Below are 19,798 nucleotides of genomic sequence, written 5' to 3' on the forward strand. Positions count from 1 at the left end.
CCCCGGCCCGCGGGGGGGGCGGGCCGCGCGCGGGGGGCGGCGGGGGGGCCGGGGGCGCCCGCCCCCCCCCGGGCCCGGGGGGGGGGGGGGCCCCCCCCCCCCCGGGGCCCGGGGCCCCCGGCTCCCTGGCGCGGACTATCCGGCGAGCTTCTCCAGATCGGCGACGGCGTTCTCGACCTCCGGCAGCGTCAGCATCGCCAGACGCGCCTGGCGTGCCTTCGCACCGATGGCGGAGTCGGCCAGCACCTCACGGCAGACCGCGGTGATGCCGTCCGGCGTACCGTCGGTGATCTCCCGGCCGATCCCGAGTTCCTGGACGCGCCGCGCGTTCTCGTGCTGATCACCGAACTGGGGCAGCACCGCCAACGGCGTGGCCGTGCGCAGTGATTCCCGGATGCTGTTGAAACCGCCGTGAGTGATGAACAGGTCGACGGATTCCAGCAGCAGCGGCTGCGGCAGCCGCTCGGTGATGTGGACGTGCGGCGGCAGGCCGTCGGTGTCCACCGGGAGACCGGCGGTCGCCACGATGACGGTGCATTCGTCCAGCTGCGACGCCGCCTTGAGGATCGTCCGCAGGGTGTCGACCGCGTCCGGCATCCGGAAGGGCATGTCCGGAACCTCCTCGTCGCCCTTCCTCTCGTGCATCATGGGGAGCGCGGTACCGAGGGCGGCGAACACCAGGGGGCGGTCGGTGGGCAGTTCGGCGACCCACTGGGGCAGGACGGAATGGCGGTCCACGGTCACCGTCTGCCGGTACGCCCACGACGTCGGCAGGTGCCTGGCGAAGGAGAAGGCCGGCGGCACGTAGTCGACGCGCCCCTGCGGGACGACGGACAGCGGGTCCTCGTGGGTGGGCAGGCCGAGTTCCTCCCGCAGGGCGTTGAGGCCCGGCAGCAGCTCGGCCGGGTCGAAGGTGTTGCTGGCCCCGGACGGGGTGGGCAGCTGCGGGATGCCGAGCAGTTCGCCGATCAGGACGCTGCTCATGTCCATGCCGTCACGGAGGATGACATCGGGACGGAAGTCCCGCGCCAGGGGGAGCGTAACGTCCAGGATCTCCTTCGCCACCGGACCGGACAGGGCCTTGGTCATGACGCGCATCATCAGCTCGCTCTGCTGCCTGCCGTCGAGATCCGGCTGGTCGCCGGCCAGTTCCTTCATGGCGAGCAGCGCTTCGGAACCCGGTTCGAAGTCCTTGATGGTGCTCACCACCCGGACGTCGTCGTGTTCGAAGACCGATGCGGTGGACGGGGTGGTGGCCGCCAGTACCTCGTGGCCGGCCGCGGCGAGCGCCCGGGCGAGGGGCAGTTGGGCGCGCCCGTGTGAGGGGCTGCCGAGGGTGGTGAACAGTATGCGCACGAAGGGGCCTTTCTGGTGGGGTTCTTGTCGCGAGGGGGAGGGCCGGTCCGCGGTCAGCCCGCCATCGCGTACGAGCGGCCGATGCCTTCCCAGGACAGTGCGGCCCGGCGGAGCCGGGCCGGGTCGAGGAGGTTGCGGAAGTCGTACACGACCGGGGTATCCAGGAGTCCGGCGACAGCTTCCCAGTCGAGATCGCGGAATTGCGGCCACTCGGTGAGGATGACGCAGGCGCGGGCGTGCTCGACCGCTTTCTCCGGGGTGTCGACGATCGTGAGCAGATCGCTGAGGTCGGGGCGGGTCTCGCTGAAGGCGGGGTCGTACGCGTAGAGCTCGGCGCCACGCTCCTTGAGCAGGCGGGCGATGGCCAGGGCGGGCGAGTCGCGCAGGTCGGAGGTGCCGGCCTTGAAGGACAGGCCGAGCAGTGCCAGCCGTACGCCGTGCAGCGAGCCGTCACCCGGCGAGCATCCGGCCACCACGCGTTCGACGAGCCGGCGCTGGTGCTCCACGTTGGTCTCGATGGTGGCCCGCAACAGCGGGAACTCCACGCCGGACTCCTCGCAGACGGTCAGCAGCGCGTGGGTGTCCTTCGGCAGGCAGGAGCCGCCCCAGCCGGGTCCCGGATTGAGGAACGCGCTGCCTATGCGCGGGTCGTGGCCTATACCGGTGATGACGTCGTTGACGTCCGCGTCGAAGTGTTCGCACAGCGTGGCCAGGTTGTTCGCGAAAGACAGCTTCATGGCCAGGAAGAAGTTCGCCGCGTACTTGGCGAGTTCCGCGCTGGCCGCGTCGGTGAGCACCAGCGGGGCGTCGAGTTCGGCGTACAGATCCGCGACGCGCTGCGCGGCGGCGCGGTCGGCGGCGCCGACCACGATGCGGTCGGGGTTGAGGAAGTCCCGTACCGCGTGGCCCTCGCGGAGGAACTCCGGGTTGCTCACCACCGTCACGTCAGGACGCCCGAGCAGCGCCGCGACGCGCTCGGTGGTGCCGACCGGCACCGTGGACTTGTTGACGACGACGGCTTCGTGCGGCAGGACCGTACGGATCTCGTCCGCGACGGCCTCGACCGCGGCCAGGTCGGCGGCGCCGCCGACTCCCATCGGGGTCGGCAGGCAGAGGAACACCACGTCGGCGTCGCCGACGGCGCCCGGGGTGTCCTGGACGAACTCCAGGCGGCCGGAGTCCAGTCCCTCCCGGACGAGTTCCGGCAGGCCGGGTTCCAGGATGTCGACCTCCGCCCGCCGGAGCCGTTCGACCTTGTAGGGGTCGGCGTCCGCGCAGACCACCTGGTGGCCGAGGGAGGCCAGACAGGCGCCGGTGGTCAGTCCGACGTATCCGGTTCCAATGACGGCGACGTGTCGATCACGCACAGTTGATCACCACTTCTGCTGAGTTCGGGGGCGGGCGCGTGGCACGTGAACCGATGCATCGGCCCTTCCGGCGTGCGTCGGACACCGTCGTCCGGCCGAGGGAGTGGGAAGGGAACGCCCAAGGTCACCGCCCGTTGATCAAAAAATATGGTTGCTTCAGGCACGAGTCAACGTTTGGTGACAACGTTCGATGACTTTTGGACATGAGAGAAGCTGGGTCGACAGCACGTGCGACATGATCAAGGCGGAGGTATGACAGGTGAACAGTCCGGAGAAATCGGAACAGAGCGGAACCTGCGCTCGGCAAGCCCGTAAACACGACGCGGCGGGTACGCGCGCGGCTCTGGTGGGCGCCGCCGCCCGGCGTTTCGGGAGGTATGGCTACAACGGCACGAGCGTTCGGGATATCGCCAAGGAAGCAGGAGTGGACGCCGCCCTCGTCTACCGCTACTTCGGCTCAAAAGAAGCACTCTTCGAAGCGGTGACGACGCGTACCGCCATGTTCGAGCCGCTGCGGCACCTGCCGCTCGAAGACGTGGCGGTCTGGATCCGTGACTTCATCTCCAACTCGCCCAGTGAGGACGAGTTCCCGCATCCGGTGCTGTCGGTGCTCCGCTCCTCCAGCCGGGAGGAGGCCGTCGGGCAGCTCCGCGACGAGATCACCGAAGTCTTCTCGGAGAGCTTCGCCAAGCGTCTCGACGGCCCCGACGCCGAACTGCGGGCCGAGTTGCTCTCGGCCTGGCTGCTCGGCACGACCCTGATGCGTATCGCCATCCGTACCCCGGCGCTGGTCGCCGCGTCGGACAGCACGCTGCTCACCTACCTCCGGGCGGGAATCGACCCTCTGCTGAGCCCGCCCTGCGCTTGTTCCGAGCACCCGGCCGAGGGGCAGTGAGACCCGCGACCGGGTCAGGACGTCGGTGCGGCCGGGGCGCTCGCACCTGAGTCGGGGCGCTAGTGTTTTCGGTGAGTTCGCGTATTCGGGGCGCTCGCACCCGAGTTGGCGAGCGCGCGTCCGAAAGGACCGTTCCGGCGCGGCAATCGCGCGGCCCGCGCGTCGCCCACGACGCCCCGGACCTGTTTGCGGCCGGCGACCTGCGCGTTGTCCGGCCGGTCAGGACCCGGTGGCGGCGGCCGCCGCACGTCCCGCCTGACGGCCGGAGAACAGACAGCCGCCCAGGAAGGTGCCCTCCAGGGACCGGTAGCCGTGCACCCCTCCTCCGCCGAACCCCGAGACCTCGCCGGCCGCGTAGAGACCGGGGACCGGGGCGCCGGCACTGTCCAGCACACGACCGGAGAGGTCGGTCTGGAGCCCGCCGAGGGTCTTGCGGGTGAGGATGTTGAGGCGTACGGCGATCAGCGGTCCGGCACTGGAATCCATGATCTTGTGCGCCGTGGCGGTGCGGCTGAGCAGATCCCCGCTGTATCTGAGCGCGTTGTGGATCCCCATGACCTGGACGTCCTTGGTGTACGGATTGTCGATCTCCCGGTCCCGGGCATCGATCTGCCGTTTGAGGTCGGCCAGATCGATCAGGCTCGTACCGGTCAGCCTGTTCATGCCGGCGACCAGTTCGGGCAGGGTCGACGAGACGACGAAGTCGACACCGTTCTTCTTGAACTTCTCGATCGGTTCAGGGGTCTGCCAGACGCGCGAGAGGGTCAGCAGGATGTCCTTGTTGGTGAGGTCCGGGTTCTGCTCGGATCCGGACAGGGCGAACTCCTTCGCCATGATCTTCTGGGTCGTGACGAACCAGGAGTAGTCGTACCCGGAGTCGGTGATCGCCTTCAGCGTGCTGAGGGTGTCGTATCCGGGGAGGTTGGGGGCGGCGAAGCGTTTGCCCGTGGCATCCAGCCACAGGGACGACGGGCCGGGCAGAATACGGATGCCGTGCTTGGCCCAGATCGGATCGTAGTTCCGCAGCCCCTCGGTGTAATGCCACATCCGGTCGGGGTTGACGATCCGTCCGCCCGCCGCTTCCGTGATCGCGAGCATCCGGCCGTCCACGTACGCGGGCACCCCGGAGATCATGCTCTTGGGCGGGGAGCCCAGGCGGGCCGGCCAGTTCTGCCGGATCAGGTCGTGGTTGGCGCCGATGCCACCGGAGGTGACGATCACGACCGGGGCGCGGAGCTCGAAGTCGCCGACCACCGTACGGGAACTGGCCGTGCCACGCGGGGCATTGCTCGGCTCCAGGACCGCTCCCCGTACGCCGCTGATGGCGCCGCCGGTCCGCACCAGCTCATCGACGCGGTGCCGGAACTTGAAGGTCACCCTGCCCCTGGCCGCCGCGGCCCGTACCCGCTTCTCGAACGGCTCCATCACCGCCGGGCCGGTACCCCAGGTGACATGGAAACGGGGCACCGAGTTGCCGTGCCCGTCCGCCAGTCCGCCGCCGCGCTCGGCCCAGCCGACGATCGGGAACCAGCGCACCCCCTGCTGGTAGAGCCAGGACCGCTTCTCGCCGGAGGCGAAGTCCACATAGGACTCCGCCCACTTGTAGGCCCAGTAGTCCTGCCCGCCGGGATCGGTGGTGCCGCGGTCGAACCCCGCCGCGCCCTGCCAGTCCTGCCACGCCAGTTCGTGAGAGTCCTTGATGCCCATCAGCCGCTGCTCGGCGGAGTCGACCAGGAACAGCCCGCCGAACGACCAGAACGCCTGCCCGCCCAGGTTGGTCTCCGGTTCCTGGTCCAGCAGAAGCACCTTGCGCCCGGCGTCCGCCAGTTCGGCCGTCGCGACGAGGCCCGCCAGCCCGCCGCCGATGACGATCACATCCGCGTCCGACGACTGGGCGGCGAAGGCCGGCATCGCCTGTGAGAAGGCGGCCGCGCCGGCGATCACACCTCCCGCCACCGACAGCGCGCGACGGCGGCTGAACATGGCCGGATCTGCTGCTTTCTCCATGGGGGTTGCCTTCCGAAGGGGGAGCCGCGGAATTCGCCCCGACAAGGGGCCGGACCGGAGTGCGGGGGGAGGCGCCCGACGATCGCGCGCCCACGGGCGCGCGGAGGGTGTTGTCCCGATGGGGCATGCTGTTACTGTGCGGTAGCTCACAGCTAATCAGGTCGCCACAGAAGTGCGGTAGTGGCCGGGCGCCAACGCATCCGCTCCGCCGTTGTAGCTCGGCAACAGCGCTCGGACGGAGAAGGGCGAGCCTCATGACCGTCACCCATCAACGCGAGCCGGTCACCGAGATCCTGTGTGCCATGGCCATCGACGCGGATGTGTGCGGCGAACTCGTCCACGCGGCGAGGACCCACTCACCCGAGGTGGCCCGGCTCACCGAGGCGGCGAGCCACCGGCATGTCGCGGCCATGATCACGGCGGCCGGTGAGTGGTTCGGCACCTTCGGCCGCGTCGAGGAGCAGGACTTCGCCGCGGCCCTGCTGCTGGGCGCCGACCGGGCGGGGCAGGGCGTCCCGATGACCGCTGTGCTGCGTGGTGTGCAGGCCGCCCTCACCCGCGCGGTGGAGATCACCGTCGACCGCTGCCGGTCCGCCGGGGTGCCCGACGCCGTACTGCTCACCGTGGTCCTGCGGTTGAAGGAGTACGGCGACGCCGTCGAACGCCATGTGGTCCATGGATACCGCAGCGCGGAGCGGGGGATTCCGTACGCGGCGGGCGAGTTGCGGACGAGACTGCTGCGGCAGTTACTGGTGGGCGGGGTGACTCCCGCCCCCGAGGACCTGGCAAGGGCCGGGATACGACCGGACGATGTGCGCCACTGCCTGGTCTCGGATGTCCGTGACCCCGCGCGTACGCGCCTTCTCGCACCGCGGCTCTCACCGCTGAGGGGGGTCTTCGGGCTGGTCGAAGGGCATCTGGTGGGCGTGTGTGCCCGGCCGCCGAGGAACGAGGAGATCGGGGCGAGCGCACCGGACCCCGCCGGCCCGGTCTTTGCCGGGCCCGGGGCGAGACCTGCTGGAGCGGATCTCGTCGTGGTCTCTCCGGCCGTTCCCCTGGACGAACTTCGCCCGGTGTACCGGCTCTGCGTCCGCGCCCTGGACATCGCCGGACAGCGGGGGCGGCACGGACTGTACGATCTCACCGACCTCGCCGGTGAGATCGCCCTGGCCGACCAGCCGCTCCTGGGCTCGTACCTGAGCGGCAGACTCCTCGGCTCCCTCGACCGGTCGGACGCCTTCCACCAGCAACTCGCGCTCACCGCACTGACGTTCCTGGACCACGGCCGACGCCTGGACCAGACGGCGGCGACCCTGTTCACCCACCCCAACACCGTCCGCTATCGGCTCGGCCGGCTCCAGCAGATCACGGGGGAATCGCTGACCGACCCCCTGCCCGAGGGCCGGTCCGGGCCGCTGGGCACCCTGCACTGGTGGTGGGCGCTGACCACCTGGCTGCGGGCGGCCGGGCTCTGCCCGGATCAGGACGCGTACGGTACGGCCGAGCCACACGGCGCCTCGCCGGCCTCCTAGAGCCTGTCCGGCGGGATTGAGGGCGGGGAGCGGTCAGGACTCTGGCACGGGCTCGCGAAGGTCGAGAACCATCACGTCGTACAACGGGGAGTCCGGGAACGGAAGCTTCTCGCCGGCGTGCTTGTATCCCCAGCTCTCGTAATGCGCACGGATACGGGGACGCTCGCGGCGCACCAGGAGCTGCGAGCGCTCCTCGTGCCGCTGGCTCATCAGCTCGGAGTGCATCACCTCTGCGATGCCACGGCCGCGCCATTCCTGCCGCAGCATGATCTCGCAGAGCCCGAATGTGGTGGTGTCCCGATCGGGACGTCCGTACGTGAATCCGGCCACGACATCGCCCACCTCCGCTACGACGCAGCCCCAACCGGGCGTCGATGAATGCCAGTTGAGGCGCTCTTCGAACCGCTCCAGGCTGAAGAACGGGTCCGTGATGATCTCATCGGCGTACACGTCTGCGTACACGTCAAGGAGGCTGCGGCGGACCGCCGGCAGCAGTTCGTCGTAGTGGCTGGTGGTCAGTAGGTCTACGGACATGTCACTACCGCCTCGTATCGCTCAGAAAAGTCTGCCGCCCCGGCTGGGCGGCGGACGAGCAGATCATCGCGGAAACTCGTGAGACCCGCCATGATGCGCGGGCTGCGCACTTGGGGTAACAGGGAGAGCGCGCTTTCCCCGGCTGCCATCGCCGCGTCCAACTCGCCGGCCGCTCCGAGGCACCGTGCGAGGCGTACGTGGCCCGCCAGCTGGTTGCGGTAGAAGGGCGTGGACTGGACTGCGGCGAGTGCGGCGCTGGCGCCCTGCACCGCCTGGTCGTAGAGACCGAGATCAAGGTGGCACAGCGCGGTGGTGCTGAAGAGTTCCCCGGCCGAATAGAAGCTGAGCCAGCGCATGGGTTCGGCGGGCTCTTGGTCGTACGCCTGCTCCGCTCGGTGCAGCGACTTGCCGCACCATCCTTTCTCTCCCTGGACTGAGTACCCCCTGGCGACTCGGGTGTGCAGGATTGAGGAGAGCATGCCGTCCCGTACGTTGCGGGTGCCCTCCAGAGCCGCCCGCGCGATCGCTACCGCCTCGGCTCCATGTCCCAGCGCGGATGCCTGGTGCGACATGGACGACCAGATACGCGCTTGGAGTAGCCGGTCTCTGCCGAGCAGGGCGTAGCGGAGTCCGGTATCCCACCAGCGGCGTGCCGCCTCTTGTTGACCGGCGTCGAAGTAGAACCAGGCAGCGCTGGCGCACAATTCCCCGAGCGTGCGGTGAAGACGAGTCTGCACGGCGCCGCCGTACGTGCAGTGGCGCGCCGCGTGCTCCACATACTCGATGTAGCGCGCTGCGATCTCGGCGACCTGCTCGCCTCCGTGCGCGTTGTCGAGTTGGTGGAGCTGGGCGGACGTGGCCTGGATGCGGTCGATGTCGCTCATGCCGAGGCGGCCGGCGCCGGGGAGAGGGGGGAGTGCGAGTGCGGCCCCGGTCAGACCGAGGACGAACTGACGCCGAAGCATGGGCGGTTCCTGCTGATCCGGTTGTATTCTCTTCGCCCGGACCCTACTCCGGTAGCTGGCTGACGGCACGAACCCCATGTCCTCGGCGGATACCCCAAAGATCCGTTCCAGTGCCGCACGGTATGCCTCTCCGGGCCAGGCGATCTCACCGGACAGCAGCCGACGAATCTGTCGGCCTGTGCAGGACACAGGCTTCGCAGTGATCCACTGCGAGGTGGTGCAGATCGCGTCAGCCAGCCCGTTGTGACTGAAACCGTGCTGCGCCATGAGGGCGCGCAGTGTCTCGTTGGGTCCGGTCCCCGGCATGGAAAACCCCCACCGCTCATTTCTCACCGTAACGGCTGTCCAGCCGCCTGTCCTGAGAAACCTGTCCTCACCCCGTGCGGTAACGGGTGCTCAACTGTCCTATGCCTGCGCAATGGTGAAAAGGAGTCTGGATACATCCCCATTCCCCTACGTCGGGATGTTCCCCCATGACAGCTCTCCTTTCAGGAAGAAGATTCGTCGGGCCGGCGGAGCGCTGGCTGCTTTCCACCGTTCGCGACGCGCAACTCGCACAGGACGACTGGGACAGCTGCCGCCCCGCCTTGCTTCGTCTCGGCAAGAAGTTCGATGTCGTGAAGATGCCGGCCCGCTTCGTACACGCCGCCGTGGCCAGCGCCACCCCGGTTGACGTCTGCGCCGCTCTCTCCCGCACCCTGTGCGGGCCGGTGATCTGCGACCCGCGCATCTGGTACTACGCCCTGGTGCCGCTCGGTACAGCCGTCACGTGGACCTGTCGGCACGGCGCGGCGCGCGGCGCGGGCACATGGTGCGCCGTACCCCGCACCGACTACACCGCCCCCAAAGGCCGGCGGCCGTACTGGGCCGTGCCCGCCGACACCCCCTTTCGGCTGTGTGATCCCGAGGCAGTGGCCGTGCTCCTCCAGACCGGGCACGAGCGCCTGGAGGCGACGGAGCAGAAGAAGTTGGCGCACCGGGCCTTGCTCGATCACCTGGAGACATGCTCCGCCTGCACGGTGGAGACGAGCCTCCGGGCCATCGCTGACGACTGCGAAACGGCGCTCGCCTCGCATCAGTCCGCCGCGTCCCAAGCGGCTCTCACCGACAGGGCCGACCTGCTGCGACGCCACCTGACGCTGCTGGTGTCGGCGGTCAAGGAAGCCGGGGCCGGGGAGTGCGCGGATGGCGCGCGTGTGGCCGGAGCAGTGCGGGATGCCGCGCAACTGCTCGCCGCCGCGCCGCAGGAGGATCGCATCGGGGCCTGGGTCCAGTTGCGTGCCCTCGCCCGGGTGACCCGCATCCTGGTCGACGCTCGTCACTCGCGCCGTAACCAGCCGACTCCTCAGTCCTGCGAGACCGGCACCGCCCTTCGGTACGCCGTACGGCGGGCGCGATGACCCACTGTCCCACTGGCGACGACGATCACGCCTATCCCCTCGACGGAGACGTGGGCGTCCGGTGCGAGGACCACAGGGTGACCGTCCTGTTCCGCGGCGCCCCGATCACACCCGCCGACCTGCCTGCGGGCCCCGCTGCGCCCAGCCCTTGCGCGGCATGCATGGCTGCGGAGATGTTCGAGCTGGTCTCGTCGCACAGATGCGACGGTAGGACGACCATCACCAGCGTGGGCGCGGTTCTCCTGCCCGGCGACCCACAGCCCTGCCCGTGCTCGTGTCGTCGGGCGATCGCTCGCGCACAGGCGATCGGAAGATCCCTCGGCCGGGCGGAGAAGCTGGGTCAAGAACGAGTCCGTCCCGAGGCGTTGAGACACGTGACCGAGGAACTGCGGGCACACGTAGGGGCAATACTGCCGGGTGCTGAAGCGGCGACATACCTTCTGCCCGACCAGGACCAGCGGGTTCGCCGGTCACGTCTGGCGTCCATCCGCAGGCACGTCGACGCGGAGATGGGTGAAAGCACGTTGGCAGCCCATGTCTACGTGAGCACCCTGCGCACCGAATGCGCCTACCTACTGGCGGAGTACGGAGTGCTGGAGCACAGCCCCGGTGGGAAATGACGTGGACGAAGCGGAGCAGACCGGATGCCTCGTCACCCTGGCTCAGCCCTCATGTTTCGGATTTCTGGCGTTCATCGGACTGATGCTGCTCCTGTGCGGCATCGCCGATTCGACGCTCTGATCCCCACGCACCGCTGACCGCTCGCGGTGCGCGGGCTGCAACGCCCCGGCCGGCTTCTGGGCCCCCGCCGTCGCCGGTCGGGGCTTCGGCTCGGGCGAAGGCGGCCGGAGCATCAACGACATCGGAGAACGAGAGGCGCCGCGTGAATCGACGATTGATCGACGGCGAATGCTGGCTCTGCGACGGCGAGCAGTTGCCGGTGATGTGGCTCGGGCCGGTTCAGACCGATCGGGGGTCGGCGCCCCTCCATGCCTGTGAATCGTGCGTCCGTCGATTGGAGAGCCGGGTCCGTGCGTACCAGGCCCGGGAGGACGCGGCGCCCGCGCGGTAGGGACGGCTCACCGGTCACCCCGCGCTCACCGTGCCTCGACCGCACTGACCGAAAGCGGCCAACGCTCGTCTTGAACGCCTATGTGCTGCTCAACGCTGGCGGACGGTCGCCATGTTCTTCCCGGGGTTCTAGGAGGCGGCTCGACATGATATCGTCACCGTGTGTAGTCATCTAGCAACTTTCCGTTTCTTCATTGCCCTATTTCCAAGGGGGATGCGCATGAATTCTCTTGCGTCGCGCGAAGTTGGTGCCAAGGTCGCCAAGGGTGTTGTCGTTGGCGCCCTGGTGGCTGCGGCCATCGGTCTGGCGGCTCAGGTGTCGAGCGCTTCCAGCGAGGCGTCCTGGAACGAGGGGTGCCGTGGGTACTGGTACACCACGGCTGGTCACGGCTACTGCTCCAGCGCGACGAACTACCCGTCTTATGACTACTGGACGAGCTATGACTGCAATGTCGAGCTCGATGTGCAGAACCACGACAAGCTGTACCGGGGCTTCGTGGGCAAGTTCGACGACCATGATTGCACATTCAAGATCAATAAAACCCATGTGGGCACGTGACCGGCCAGCTCCGGGGTGGGCCCGCCGGCATGGCGGGCCCACCCTGTATTTCGGGGAATTCTGCCAATGACGACATATCCCGTCGCCCGATTGACAGCCCTCACGCAGGGTTACGGCGGACGACGCATCATCGAGAATCTCGACCTGTCCATCCAGCCAGGCGTCACGGGCCTGTTGGGCCCCAACGGCGCGGGCAAGACCACGCTCTTCCGTACCCTCGCCACCATCGCGCCGCCGCAGAGCGGGCAGTTGGAGCTGTTCGACAGGCCCGTCACCAACGAACGACAAGCGCGGCGAGTCCGCCGTCGCATCGGCTACCTCCCACAGGACTTCGGCTACTACCCGGCCTTCTCCATAACGGACTTCGTCCGCTACTGCGCCTGGCTGCGTGAGGTCCCCTCCGGGAACGTCGACTCCGCGACCAGAGAGGCACTGGCCGCCGTGGGCCTGGCCGACCGGGCCCGAGACCGCATGAAGTCGCTGTCCGGCGGCATGCTGCGCAGGGCCGGGATCGCCGCAGCCATCGTCGGCTCCCCCTCCCTGCTCCTGCTTGATGAGCCGACCGTCGGTCTCGACCCCGCGCAGCGCCTCGATTTCCGCGAGCTCATCCGTTCCCTCGCCCGCGCGGGAACGGCCGTCCTCCTCAGCACCCACCTGGTCGAGGACGTTGGCGCCGCCTGTGACACCGTCCTCGTGCTGAGCGACGGCCGGGTGCGTCACAGCGGCACACCTCAGCAATTGGCAGAGTTGGCCACGCCCACAGCGCCGGGCGACAGCCCTCTGGAACGCGGCTACATGACGGTACTCGGCAACGGCCGACCCAGCGAGGGAGCCGCATGCTGAATGCCTACCGCATCGAACTGCGCCGCTCGCCTCTTCTGGCAGCGTTCCCCGTGATGATCGCCGTGGACCTGCTGGTGCTGTTCGGCCGGTCCCGGTACTGGATTGGCGTGTGGCCCGAAGCGAGCGTGGCGGCCCAGGTCGTCACGCTCTTCCTGGGGCCCGTGCTCGCCGGCGTCTCAGCGTGGCAGGCCGGACGCTCCTCCCGCGCGGGAATGCCCGAGACCGTGCTCGCTGCCGCCCGACCGATCTGGCGGATCGAGGCCGCACGGCTGGCCGCGACCCTCACGCTCGGATTCCTCGCGTACGCGATCGGGTGCCTGGCCGCTGCGGTCATCTCATTCGACGAGGCGGGCCCCGGCTTCCTGTGGCCTTCCTACCTCCTGCTCGGCGCCTCCACCCTGATCATCTTCGCGTCCGTCGGCCATCTGGCCGGCCGCTGGTGGCCCTCCGCCGCATTCACCCCCGTCGTCTGCGCGTTGGGCTGCTTCATCAGCATGCTGGCACTCCCCTTCAAGTTCAACGTCCTCGCGGGGTCGCCGGATCAGCACCTGCGTCCCCTTCCAGTCGCCGTGCGGCTGCTGTTCGCACTCGCCCTCGCTTCGCTGGCGGTGACGGCACCACCGCTACGCAGAAGCGCCGAACGCCAGATGCCGCGTCAGGGAACGCCCCTGCACATCCGTGGTGTCGCCATGGGGTCGGCAGCAGCCTCCCTCATCGCGCTGGTAGCGATGCCGGTCTCCGGTCAACTGCGCGTCGAGCGTCCGGCATCGGCGACGGCGCCATTGTGCGAGCGCGCCGAGAAGGACGCGCCACAGGTGTGCGTGTGGCCCGAGCACCACAAGTACGTGCCCGAACTGACAGACATGGCCCAGCGCTTGGCCCGGCCTGTCCAGCCCTGGTTGAAGTCACCTGACACGTTCCACGAGTTCGGGCTGCGGCGGAACAAGTGGGGTGACCGCGGATTCGACATCGCCGAAGGTCACGCCCGTACCGCGGCGATCGCCATGGCCGACCAGGTGTTCATCGAGTCGCTGGGTCTCTGCGTACCGCCCCGCCAGGAGAGCCGGGCCTGGAGGGCCATGAACAACATCCGCCTCTGGCTCGAGTACCGCTCCACGGGCCAGGACCCGGCTGTCGCCGACAAAGGACTCCACATGGAAGGTGTTTCCGCCGCCCAGCGCGAGGCGACCAAGGTCGTACGGATGCCTGCGGCCGAGCAGCGGAAATGGCTCGCTCAGGAACGCAGTCATATCATTCGAGACCCTTTCTGGTGCAAGCCTGATGACCGGTTCTGACCTGCTCCGCTATGCAAGAGTCCACCGGGGTGTAACCGTCCTGGCGGCAACGGCCGCGATCGCGCTCCTCTCGGCCTTCTTCGGCGGTACTCATATCGCGCTGCCGTCCATCGGCAGCGGAGGAGTCACCACGGGCGTGCCCTTCCGTCACGAACTCCCGCTTCTCTCGGCCGTGTTCCTCACTGCGTCTCTCGACGGTGACATGTCGGCACATGACGAGATGGGCGCATCCGCGATGCACCGATTCCGCCTCACGTACTGCACTGGCCAGACACTGACAGCTTGCGCCTTCTCCTTCAGTACTGAGGCGCTCGCCGTCGGCCCGGAAGCCGGGATCGTCTTCGTGCGATCCCTCCTGATCTGGCTCGGTCTCGCCCTGCTGTCGGTGAGGCTGCTCGGCCACCAACTCGGCTGGATCATCCCGCTGGCTTCGGCTTTCTTTCTGATCTGGTACCCGCAAAACCGGTGGGACTGGACGTCCAACTCGGCCACCGACCTTGTCAGCTGGGCTGTAGCCGCGATCGCTCTGTCCGTCGGCGTGGCCGCGACCGCGGCCACGCCGTGGCGAAGGAAGGTCTTCCTTCGAAGGTAAACCCGTCAGGCAGAGTAGAACTGCAGGATGCGCGGGGCGTACTTCGTATGCCGGGGGGTGTTGTCTGTTCCTCGGGCGTCGATGGAACATGCTTGAGCTGCCTACTTGTCCTGAGCATGAGGAGATTCCATGTCGTTCCGAATCCGCCGGCTTCGGCCCGGATCGCTCACCGCCGTGTCACTGATCGCGGGCCTGCTCTTCGCGAACGTCCCGGGAGCGTCGGCCAACGAGCCTCTTCCCGAAGGTCCCTCGACCCTTCAGGACTTCGTCACCGCGTCCGTACTGCAGTGGAACTTCGCCCGCGCCAACAGCAACGATCCGTGCTGGCCCGAACCGGCCTTCGACGGCAACGGCAATCCGGCCGACGGCGGTGGCGTCCAGAACTGGCCCAACAGCGACGGGGGTTGTGCCCCGCACGGCGCGCCCTTCCCCACGTACTACACCGTTCAGAAGTGCGACCCCGAGGAGATCCGGGTGGCCTTCACCATCTACCAGGCCACCAGCGGCTTCAACCCCTCGGGGCACCGGCACGATTTCGAGCATGTGGAAGTGGTCTGGCGGAAGAGCGGCAACGACTGGACCCGCGACCGGCTGCTGCTGAGCGCCCACGGTGGTCACCGGGTCGTGGCCTGGGGCGATGCGGAGAGCTGGAACTCCGACCGGGGACACGCGGCGCGGGGGCTGGAGCACCCGCGGATCTTCGTCGGGTTCGGGAGTCACTTGATGTACAACAACCAGGGCGGCAAGAAGGACGTCATCTCGGCTTACACGGACGAGTACCGTCACGCCGACTATCCGGCCTGGGCCGACCAGGGCGGTGGCCTGGTCGAGGTCGCCAAGGACGGGGCTCTGCACCAGAAGTTCGAGGCGAACGCGGCTGCTTGGGGCAGCGCCGACAGCAACCCCGGCAAGGTCGCGCGGGATTCCTGCGCGCACTGACGCTGGATGACGCGTCGTCAGGTGTCGTGTGGGGTCGGAGCTGTCCTGCCGAGGCCTCGACCGCCGCGGGTGCGACGGTTAGCGAACGCCCGGCGTGTGTGCGACCGGAGCCGGTCGGCGGCCTTCAGACCCGTACGGTCTTGGCGTCGGTAGGGTCGGCGACCGGTACGTCGAGCGGCCGGGCCAGTCCCGCCACTCCTTCGTCGAGGCGTTGCAGATGGCGCAGTACGCGGGAGGTCACCGTGCCGGAGGGCAATGTGCGGGACCCGTCGGCCTGGAGCATCGAGGCGATGCTGGCGCCGGACGTGACCGTGCGCCCGGCTCCCTCGTCCTGGACGTACGCGGCGATCACCTCGATGTTGCGGGCGATACGCCGGCCGGCCCGGCCCAGGCGCGGGTCGGCCGCGACGGTCTTGCTGTGCGGCACGAGTTCGGCGGTCGCCGCCAGCGAACGCGCGTGGTAGGCGCAGGTCTCCAGCAGCGCCACCAGATAGCGGACGGTCCGACGGCGCCCGCGCAGCGGGGAGATCGGATGCGTCAGCGGCTGGGTGGAGGCGCGCAGATCGTCCAGTGCCGTGTCCAGGTCCCGCGCCTTGGTCAGCAGGTCGGACGCGGGCCCGCCACTGAGCTGCTCCACCGCCGCCGACACGACGTCGCCCAGCTTGTCGAGGACAGTGCCCAGCAGCTCGTCGGTACGGCGGTCGGTGTGCACCGGCAGTACCAGCACGGCCGCGATGATGCCGCAGGCGGCGCCGAGTGCCGTCTCCTCGATGCGCAGCACCAGCAGGGCGGAGCTGTACGTGTTCAGCAGCGTGTACAGCAGTCCCAGCATCGCCGTGACGAAGAAGGACATGAACGCGTACGACAGCGGAGCCGTGAAGAACATGGCGAAGATGAAGAGCAGGACGAGGGCGAAGGCGATCCAGGTGTGGTTGCCGACCAGTCCTGCCAGCAGGACACCGGCGACCACCCCGAGGACCGTGCCGATGAGCCGTCGGTAGCCCTTGACGAGGATCTCGCCCGTGGACGAGGTGTTGAGGAAGACCACCCAGCAGGTCAGCACCGCCCAGTACCAGCGCTGGGTGGAGAGGAACTCACCGCCGATGATGGCCAGGACCGAGCCCACCGTGACCTGGAAAGCGGCCCTGGTGGTCGGACGCCGCAGCCCGGTGCGGGTCTCCTCCTCGGGTTCCTCGGCGCCGGCGAGCGAGACGTCCTCGGCGTCGAACTCCTCGCGCGAGCGGGTCGTCGCCGGTGTGTCGTCGGATTCGTCTTGGGGCCCGTCCAGCGCGAGCCGCAGGCCCAGGACGGAACGGGCGGCCTCACCGATGCCGCGGAAGACGTCCTGGACGGCGGTCGAGGCCTGCGGCACTCCGTCCTCGTCGCGGTAGCCGAGCAGCCTGTTGCGTACGTGGGCCATCGCCGTACCGCGGTCGTCGGAGGCCGTCCGGGTCACCAGCAGGTGCAGCGCGTTGAGGTCCCGGCGCAGCGTGCCGGTCGTGCCGGCCTCGGCCGGCATCAGCTTTCGGCTGGCGGGCACGGGCGCGTTCGGCAGATGAAGGGTGAGGGTGTCGGCGCGTTCGGCACTGCGGGCGTTGAGCAGCAGCATGCCCAGCCGCTCGGTGGCGATCTCGGCGTCCGCGACCCGGCGTTGCAGCAGCGCCGCCGTGGCCGCGTCGGGTGTGCCTTCCTCCAGCCGGTCCTGGATCATCAGGGCCGCCTCGTGCAGCCGGGCGGTGCGCCGCCGCAGCTCGTCGAGGACCTTGTCCAGCTGCTCGGGGCCGGCGTCGAGCAGCTCGATCTGACTGGCCACGAGCTGGGCGAGCCGGGCCCGGAAAGCCTTGCGCAGCCGCGTCAGTACGTGTGCGGGGGCCTCCGGTACGAGAGCGAACCGTACGACCGCACTGCACGCGAAGGCGATGGTCAGGGTCAGACACAGCACGGGCAGGGTCGAGACGTCGGCGCCCACGAACAGGGAGACGAAGTAGATCTGGAAGCCGATCAGGCCCAGAGCGGTACCGCGGTCGTCGAACCGGCGGCTGTAGACGGCGCCGAAGATCAGGGCGACGAAGACCGCGTCCCCCACGATGACCTGGGCGTGCAGCAGCGCGCCCAGGGCCATCGCGGCGAGCGCGACCGGCAGGCCCAGCGCGAGCGTGATCGCCTGGTCGCGCACCTGCTTCTCCTTGACGGCGAAGGTGGAGACCATCGCCGTCATGGCGCCCGCGACCATGTACGTGACGTCGGTGCCGAGCAGGGCGAGGGCGACGAGGGTGAGCGCGATCGCCGCGACCGTGCGCAGCCCCGCCATCAGTCGCAGGAGCCCGGGGTCGGACGCCGCGAAGCGATCCCATGTGCCGGTCCCGACCCGCCGTATCGCTGCCCTCACGTCGCCGAACTCCCCTGATCCCCGCCATGACCTCGGACGCCTCAGCATCGCACGAGCGCTGAATACGGGGCGGAGGCGATCGGATCGCGGGACGGGGTCGGCCGGAGTTCGGCTGCCACCGGTCGGGCCGGCGGTCGGGCAAGTGGTGGGGTCGGCGATCGGTCCGGCGGTGGTCGGCGATAGGTCCGGTGGTCGGTCCGGCGGTGGTCGGCGATAGGTCCGGTGGTCGGTCCAGCGGTGGTCGCGATCGGCCCCGGGCCAGATGGAGCAGGCGCAAATCGATTCTGCGGGTGTATGTCCGCGGCATGTGCCGCCCGTTCGCGGCCGCGGGGTACGACGAGGCTAGACATCGGGCATGGACGATCCCTTTGCTTTCGGTCCCCTGGGGGTGCTCGGCGAATTCCGCCTGAGAGCACCGGAGTTGGGGTGTACCACCAAGAATCCGCGAGGCCCGGCCGGTTCAGGCGGGTTGGTGGTGTGGTGTGAATGTTCGTGCGCGCCGGAGGACGGCGGCGGCATGCGGTTGGCGGCGGAAGCCGCGCAGCGACGTGCGCAGGTGTCTGAGGGCTTGGTCGGCGGGGGCCGAGCGCAGGCTCGGGTAGTGGTCGAGAAAGACGTGCCAGTGGAGGCAGGACTCTTCGAGGCGGCCGAGGGAAAGTAACGTCTCGGCGAGGCGGGCATGGGTGAGGGCCCTGGACCGGTGCCGGTCGTCGGCGCGGGCCTCGGCCGCGACCGTAAGGGCCTGTGCCGCCTGGGACGAGTCTCCCAGGGCGAGGAGGGACCGGCCGCGCTGGTAGTCGAGTCCGGGCCGGGGATAGCTGGTGAAGGGCCCGGGTGGGCTGGTCGCGCGGTCGTGCTGTGCCTCGGCCGCCGTGAGATCGCTGACGGCTTCGCGACGGTGGCGTGCGTGGGCGTGGGTGAGGGCGCGCTGGCTCAGGAGGAAGGCCTGGGTGGACGGGTCGGTCCGCGGACCGGCGGTGTTCACGGCGGCGTCGGCGAGATGCCCCGCGTGCGCGCGGAATCCGAGGAACACGGCCTGGAGGCTCATGGCGCGCAGGGTGATCGAATAGAGACGGCGGTCGTCGCCTTCGCGGGCGAGACCGAGAGCGGTGGTGAAGTAGCGCTGGGCCAGGCTGTGATAGCCGGCGTCCATGCTCATACGGGCGATGAGATGGGTGAGTTGACCCGCACCGGTGAACAGTTCCCGGCGCAGGGCCGGCGGGGCGGGGGCGGCCAGCAGGCTGCTGGTGTCCTCGGCGAGGTAGGCGGTCAGGGCGGACCGTGCGTGGGCACCGCCATGGCGCTCCAGGAGGTCCGCGAAGACGAGGGTCATCCAGTGCAGCCGATGGACGTCCGCGATCGTGGCCCGGGAGCCCGCCGCGCGTAATCGTACGGCGGCCGGGCGTCCGGGATCCCAGGCGGGCGCGGCCGGGGTGGCCAGGCTGTACGCGGAGTCGGCGAGCACCGCCCGGCGCGCGGGGTCGGCGTCGGCACGGCAGAGGGCGGCCAGCTGGTCCATGACATCGCCCGTCTCGGGCTGTTGCCGCAGGAGCGGGGCGTCGGCTGTCCGCCGGGGCCGGGCGAGGCCGGTCTCCTCCGTGGTGACGAGACGGCCGCTGCGGCGACTGAACGCCAGGGCGACCAGGTCGGGGACGGGCGGTCGGGGGCGGGAGCCGGTCAGCCAGTGGGCGACCGAGGTGCGGTCGTAGCGCAGTCGCAGGCCCTGCGCCGTGCCCAGGTCGTTGACGGCCCGCGCCAGGTCCGCCTTGTTCCAGTCGGCTTCGTTGAGCAGGGCGGCGAGGCGGTGGTTGGGCTGTTGGCGTGCCAAGGCTCCTTTTCTCCTCGGGTGAGCCTTGTTCGCGCCCGGCGGGTTGGCGACGGCGCACGCGTTTCACGCGTGCGGGCATCGGTCACGGCGGACCACGTTCAGGGGCGGGCCTATGGGTCCTCGGAGGAACACTCTCGATCCTGCGGCCAATCATCCCGCTGTCGGCGCCGCTGCGGCAGTCGGCGGTCAGACATCTCTTCGAACTCTTTACCGAGGGCGTCTCGAT

The 19,798-nt window shown here is 69.1% G+C and carries 15 protein-coding genes; 8 read left to right on the plus strand and 7 right to left on the minus strand.

What is annotated here, in order from left to right:
• Nucleotides 1-135: 135 nt before the first annotated feature.
• Nucleotides 136-1,356 (minus strand): glycosyltransferase, encoded by a 1,221-nt coding sequence (locus tag ACIQD6_RS25970; protein WP_401886366.1) that lies wholly within the window; start codon nucleotides 1,354-1,356, stop codon nucleotides 136-138.
• Nucleotides 1,357-1,409: 53 nt separating this feature from the next.
• Nucleotides 1,410-2,723, minus strand: a complete 1,314-nt coding sequence (locus ACIQD6_RS25975; RefSeq protein ID WP_401886367.1) for a UDP-glucose dehydrogenase family protein — start codon at nucleotides 2,721-2,723, stop codon at nucleotides 1,410-1,412.
• 346 nt (nucleotides 2,724-3,069) lie between these two features.
• On the opposite strand from ACIQD6_RS25975, the gene ACIQD6_RS25980 reads away from it, so the two are divergent.
• On the plus strand, nucleotides 3,070-3,618 hold the full coding sequence (locus ACIQD6_RS25980) for a TetR/AcrR family transcriptional regulator (protein WP_401886808.1): 549 nt from the start codon (nucleotides 3,070-3,072) through the stop codon (nucleotides 3,616-3,618).
• Nucleotides 3,619-3,837: 219 nt separating this feature from the next.
• On the opposite strand, the gene ACIQD6_RS25985 is transcribed toward ACIQD6_RS25980, so the two are convergent.
• Nucleotides 3,838-5,625, minus strand: coding sequence for an FAD-binding dehydrogenase (locus tag ACIQD6_RS25985; RefSeq protein ID WP_401886370.1), 1,788 nt, complete (start codon nucleotides 5,623-5,625; stop codon nucleotides 3,838-3,840).
• Nucleotides 5,626-5,879: 254 nt separating this feature from the next.
• On the opposite strand from ACIQD6_RS25985, the gene ACIQD6_RS25990 reads away from it, so the two are divergent.
• Nucleotides 5,880-7,157 carry a PucR family transcriptional regulator gene (locus ACIQD6_RS25990; RefSeq protein WP_401886373.1) on the plus strand — a complete coding sequence of 426 codons (1,278 nt, stop codon included), beginning with the start codon at nucleotides 5,880-5,882 and terminating at the stop codon, nucleotides 7,155-7,157.
• A gap of 33 nt (nucleotides 7,158-7,190) precedes the next feature.
• Here the strand turns inward: ACIQD6_RS25990 and ACIQD6_RS25995 are convergent, their stop codons facing one another.
• Complete coding sequence (locus ACIQD6_RS25995) at nucleotides 7,191-7,691, minus strand: GNAT family N-acetyltransferase (protein WP_401886376.1); 501 nt, start codon at nucleotides 7,689-7,691, stop codon at nucleotides 7,191-7,193.
• A complete protein-coding gene (locus ACIQD6_RS26000) occupies nucleotides 7,682-8,656 on the minus strand; it encodes a hypothetical protein (protein WP_401886378.1) in 975 nt (324 codons plus the stop codon). The genes ACIQD6_RS25995 and ACIQD6_RS26000 overlap by 10 nt, the downstream gene beginning before the upstream one ends.
• Nucleotides 8,657-9,129: 473 nt before the next feature.
• Here ACIQD6_RS26000 and ACIQD6_RS26005 point away from each other — a divergent pair, with 473 nt between their 5' ends.
• From ACIQD6_RS26005 to ACIQD6_RS26030, 6 genes are all read left to right on the plus strand, one after another.
• Complete coding sequence (locus tag ACIQD6_RS26005) at nucleotides 9,130-10,056, plus strand: DUF6415 family natural product biosynthesis protein (protein WP_401886380.1); 927 nt, start codon at nucleotides 9,130-9,132, stop codon at nucleotides 10,054-10,056.
• A gap of 1,291 nt (nucleotides 10,057-11,347) precedes the next feature.
• Nucleotides 11,348-11,686, plus strand: a complete 339-nt coding sequence (locus ACIQD6_RS26010) for a hypothetical protein (protein WP_401886382.1) — start codon at nucleotides 11,348-11,350, stop codon at nucleotides 11,684-11,686.
• 66 nt (nucleotides 11,687-11,752) lie between these two features.
• Nucleotides 11,753-12,529: an ATP-binding cassette domain-containing protein gene (locus ACIQD6_RS26015; RefSeq protein WP_401886385.1), complete on the plus strand. Its 777-nt coding sequence runs from the start codon at nucleotides 11,753-11,755 to the stop codon at nucleotides 12,527-12,529.
• On the plus strand, nucleotides 12,523-13,824 hold the full coding sequence (locus tag ACIQD6_RS26020; protein WP_401886388.1) for an ABC transporter permease: 1,302 nt from the start codon (nucleotides 12,523-12,525) through the stop codon (nucleotides 13,822-13,824). The genes ACIQD6_RS26015 and ACIQD6_RS26020 overlap by 7 nt, the downstream gene beginning before the upstream one ends.
• Nucleotides 13,811-14,416 carry a hypothetical protein gene (locus ACIQD6_RS26025; protein ID WP_401886390.1) on the plus strand — a complete coding sequence of 202 codons (606 nt, stop codon included), beginning with the start codon at nucleotides 13,811-13,813 and terminating at the stop codon, nucleotides 14,414-14,416. The genes ACIQD6_RS26020 and ACIQD6_RS26025 overlap by 14 nt, the downstream gene beginning before the upstream one ends.
• Nucleotides 14,417-14,545: 129 nt before the next feature.
• Entirely contained in the window at nucleotides 14,546-15,355 is an 810-nt protein-coding gene (locus tag ACIQD6_RS26030) for an NPP1 family protein (RefSeq protein WP_401886392.1), read from the plus strand.
• 124 nt (nucleotides 15,356-15,479) lie between these two features.
• On the opposite strand, the gene ACIQD6_RS26035 is transcribed toward ACIQD6_RS26030, so the two are convergent.
• Nucleotides 15,480-17,792: an FUSC family protein gene (locus ACIQD6_RS26035; RefSeq protein ID WP_401886394.1), complete on the minus strand. Its 2,313-nt coding sequence runs from the start codon at nucleotides 17,790-17,792 to the stop codon at nucleotides 15,480-15,482.
• A gap of 412 nt (nucleotides 17,793-18,204) precedes the next feature.
• The gene (locus ACIQD6_RS26040; protein WP_401886397.1) at nucleotides 18,205-19,572 is read right to left on the minus strand and encodes a hypothetical protein; all 1,368 of its coding nucleotides are present in this window, start codon (nucleotides 19,570-19,572) and stop codon (nucleotides 18,205-18,207) included.
• Nucleotides 19,573-19,798 lie beyond the last annotated feature (226 nt).

The sequence above is a fragment of the Streptomyces sp. NPDC088400 genome, assembly GCF_044753355.1.
GTDB lineage: Bacteria > Actinomycetota > Actinomycetes > Streptomycetales > Streptomycetaceae > Streptomyces.

What these genes read in the sequence shown, in the direction of transcription:
- ACIQD6_RS25985 (WP_401886370.1), bottom strand. Translation starts at nt 5,625, where the DNA reads ATGGAGAAAGCAGCAGATCCGGCCATGTTCAGCCGCCGTCGCGCGCTG.
- ACIQD6_RS25990 (WP_401886373.1), top strand. Translation starts at nt 5,880, where the DNA reads ATGACCGTCACCCATCAACGCGAGCCGGTCACCGAGATCCTGTGTGCC.
- ACIQD6_RS25995 (WP_401886376.1), bottom strand. Translation starts at nt 7,691, where the DNA reads ATGTCCGTAGACCTACTGACCACCAGCCACTACGACGAACTGCTGCCG.
- ACIQD6_RS26000 (WP_401886378.1), bottom strand. Translation starts at nt 8,656, where the DNA reads ATGCTTCGGCGTCAGTTCGTCCTCGGTCTGACCGGGGCCGCACTCGCA.
- ACIQD6_RS26005 (WP_401886380.1), top strand. Translation starts at nt 9,130, where the DNA reads ATGACAGCTCTCCTTTCAGGAAGAAGATTCGTCGGGCCGGCGGAGCGC.
- ACIQD6_RS26010 (WP_401886382.1), top strand. Translation starts at nt 11,348, where the DNA reads ATGAATTCTCTTGCGTCGCGCGAAGTTGGTGCCAAGGTCGCCAAGGGT.
- ACIQD6_RS26015 (WP_401886385.1), top strand. Translation starts at nt 11,753, where the DNA reads ATGACGACATATCCCGTCGCCCGATTGACAGCCCTCACGCAGGGTTAC.
- ACIQD6_RS26020 (WP_401886388.1), top strand. Translation starts at nt 12,523, where the DNA reads ATGCTGAATGCCTACCGCATCGAACTGCGCCGCTCGCCTCTTCTGGCA.
- ACIQD6_RS26025 (WP_401886390.1), top strand. Translation starts at nt 13,811, where the DNA reads ATGACCGGTTCTGACCTGCTCCGCTATGCAAGAGTCCACCGGGGTGTA.
- ACIQD6_RS26030 (WP_401886392.1), top strand. Translation starts at nt 14,546, where the DNA reads ATGTCGTTCCGAATCCGCCGGCTTCGGCCCGGATCGCTCACCGCCGTG.
- ACIQD6_RS26035 (WP_401886394.1), bottom strand. Translation starts at nt 17,792, where the DNA reads ATGCTGAGGCGTCCGAGGTCATGGCGGGGATCAGGGGAGTTCGGCGAC.